Origin of the sequence: Hydrogenophaga sp. (assembly GCF_022844385.1) — a bacterium.
Lineage (GTDB): Bacteria > Pseudomonadota > Gammaproteobacteria > Burkholderiales > Burkholderiaceae_C > Hydrogenophaga.
Map to the genome: position 1 here is coordinate 1 of NZ_JALHLX010000228.1, position 2,939 is coordinate 2,939.

Sequence of the window (2,939 nt, forward strand, 5' to 3'; positions counted from 1 at the left end):
CGCGTCTTCTTGTGGAGGGGGTCCAGCCCCAGCGTGATTTGGTTCATGCCCCTATCTTCTCCTCACTTCACGCCGTTTGCCAGTTCAACGGGAGGGAGGTTTTGCAGACCTTCCCTAGCTGGCCGTTAGCCGGGCAACCCAAGAGCGGCTTCCACGAGTGCTGGTCTCAGGCATTCAATTGGGGAGAGCCAGACTTCACAGGATCGACGGTCCTCGACCTCTGGAACTTCCACGGAAAAACCCAGCTCATCGAACATGGAGTACTGAAGGCAAATCAGGTAAAGCTGGATGACTTGAAGTTCGACGGCGAAGAACCAGGCGTTGACGGCATGACGCGCAAGCACCGTCAGTGGTACGTCTGCCAGCCAGCATGGCCAGGTGGCGGCGAATACTACTTCGACGGCGAAGGCTATTTAAATGCAAGGGCTGGATGGAAGTTCCCTTTGCATTGCATCGACTTTGAGACAAGCGCTGTGGCAATCCCCTTCGCGAGTGGTCGGCATCCGTACGAGATCACCGCCTTCCAGTTTTCGCATCATGTCGTCCACGAAGATGGCTGGGTGGAGCACCGGAGTGAGTGGCTCTGTGCCAAACCTGGTGTCGATCCGAACATTGATTTCGTCCGTGCGCTACGCGATGCCCTCAGCAACGATGATGGGACGATTTTTCGATGGTCCGCGCACGAGAACACCGTGCTAAACAAGCTGCGTGAAGAGTTGCTTGCGTCGGCTGCGCCTCCCCCAGACAAGGACGCGCTGGTGAGCTTCATCGAATCCATCACGTCTAGGTCGGTGTCGCCTAAGGAGAAGGCTCACGGGCTCAGGACCATGGTCGACCTTTGCGACATCGCAGAGAAGTTCTACTTCCACCCCTCCACAAAGGGCAGCAACTCCCTGAAAAAAGTGCTCCCAGCGCTGATGAATGGTTCGACCGCGCTGCGCGAAACCTACAGTAAGGCGAACTACGGCGGCGAGGGTGTCAGCTTGAACTTTGTGGAGCCCATCGCCTGGTGGCAGGAACGCGATGGCCAAGTGATGGACCCGTACGCGCTTTTACCTCCGGTATTCGATGACGTTTCGCGCGATGAGACCGATGCAGCCGATGAAGGCCTGTCCGAGGAATTGAAGGAAGGTGGCGCAGCAATGGCCGCCTACGCTCGGCTCCAGTTCGAGGATCTGTCTGATATTCGCCGCGCAAGCATTGAGAACGCCCTATTTCGATACTGCGAGCTGGACACGCTGGCGATGGTGATGGCAATCCAAGCATGGGACCACATGGCGGCTGCCACCTCCAGGACCTGACTTGGGCAGTGCAAGCGTCTGTTCTGTCGCTTTTTTTGGTCTTTGCTCTGGCTTGATAGAACGACTTCCACGACGCTGAGCTCGTCGTCAGGGAAATCGCCTCACGCCCACCCCAGTGCTGAAAATACATGCTTTGCCGCGCTGTCTTCGGTTCGAGCGTGCAGCCCGCCCTGCAGTAGCTCGCGGCTTCGGTTAGCCCTGTCCATGAAACTCGTGGCATGGTCCCCACCGACGCCGCTCGCCACATTGCCTCCGGTCCGAGCGAGATCGGGAACAGTCATACCAAAGACTCCGCTGATGGTGATGCCGAGCCTGGCATTCCCGATCTGTAGGAAGTCGCTGCGGAACTGCACGACGAAGTCGAAGAAGCCCAAGACGCAATCCTGCAGGGTCTTCTGGGGTGCTGCAGTGAATGCTGTAACTGCGATGGTTTCGATGACGAAAGAGCGCACTTGGGCCGTTGCGGGCAGTGACCTGTTCCATGCCTTCAAGAGTTTTATTGCCGGCACTGCCCAGCCATCGCACAGCTGATTGGCCTTCGTCAGCGCCGTGTGGTGCAGCTGGGGCGAGGACTTGATCCAGGCATCGTCCTTGCGGTCGCCGACCCAGATGTAGTCGCTCCCCGGTATCTCGATAGCCGGAACGCAGTCGATATCGATGTGCGAAAGCTCCAACCTAATGGAGCGACGCTGCGTAAAGGCTGAGGACTTTTCGTAGCGGTAGCGAACCGCGTCCGCGAACGAGCGAAGAACAACGCTGGGTTTGGGCCGCGTTGCAAAAAACCCCGTTTCCCACTTGGACTCATCGATCAAGAAGATGATGTCCACGTCGCCCAGCGGATTCACCGCGGTGCCTCTGACATAGCTACCGCTCAAGAAGCTACTGAGGATTCGGTTATCGATGACGCCCGTGTCCATAAGCTCACGCAAGTACTTGTGACTGGCACTTGCGGCCTTCTTCTGAGTCGCCGTCGGCTCAACTTTGCACGCCATGCCTCTGAGAAGTCCCTCGATATTCCTCACGTTCAACCCCGGATAAGTTGCGTCACTAGATCGATCAGGACTTCTGCTCTAGGTACCGGCAGCCATGGTGAGCGAGGGGACGTAGCCGCCGCCACGCTCGCCGTCGAAGTCGAACTCGTACAACGTTACTGGCTTCAAAACCTTGATATGCCTGCCGAGGAAAAACGCAAAGCTGTATGGCGCCGCCATGAACAGATGCAATTCAGGGCGAACTGCGGTGCCCGCTCCAGACCTCAGATCCTTCAGGTGGTTAGCCAGTCGGTCTGCCAGTTGATCGGCGTGGGCGCCATTCAACACTGCAGCCTGTGATGCGCCACTCGCGAGGCTTGCCACCACCAAGCGGCCAACGCTCGGCTTGCCCAGGAGATCGGCACGAACTTGTTGTTCCGTGGTCCGGGTGATGGACACTGCTACAGCCACCTCGGCCCCGCCGGTTTCCAGGTCAAATTCACTGAACGTCCAGCTCGGCCAGGTGGGGTCTACAGGCACGTCATCGGCAGCCCAGATGGCAGCACCGCCACGAGTGCGCTGCTCGAGCTCCACAATTTTTCCAGACTTGGTGTCCAACACGGTCCCCGCGGCGAACGCAAGGGTCAGGTGGGTGTCCATCGCGAGG

At 58.3% G+C, this 2,939-nt stretch carries 3 protein-coding genes; 1 reads left to right on the forward strand and 2 read right to left on the reverse strand.

Features of this window, described 5'->3' with window-relative positions; genetic code table 11:
- On the forward strand, positions 1-1,301 hold a 1,301-nt coding region (locus Q0C59_RS19405), incomplete at its 5' end, for a DUF2779 domain-containing protein (protein WP_291218676.1).
- A 101-nt stretch (positions 1,302-1,402) separates the two neighbouring features.
- Here the strand turns inward: Q0C59_RS19405 and Q0C59_RS19410 are convergent.
- Together Q0C59_RS19410 and Q0C59_RS19415 are read right to left on the reverse strand one after the other, a co-directional pair.
- On the reverse strand, positions 1,403-2,323 hold the full coding sequence (locus Q0C59_RS19410; protein ID WP_291218678.1) for an SMODS domain-containing nucleotidyltransferase: 921 nt from the start codon (positions 2,321-2,323) through the stop codon (positions 1,403-1,405).
- Positions 2,324-2,371: 48 nt separating this feature from the next.
- Positions 2,372-2,939, reverse strand: a 568-nt coding sequence (locus Q0C59_RS19415; protein ID WP_291218680.1) for an SAVED domain-containing protein, incomplete at its 5' end; no start/stop codon positions are given.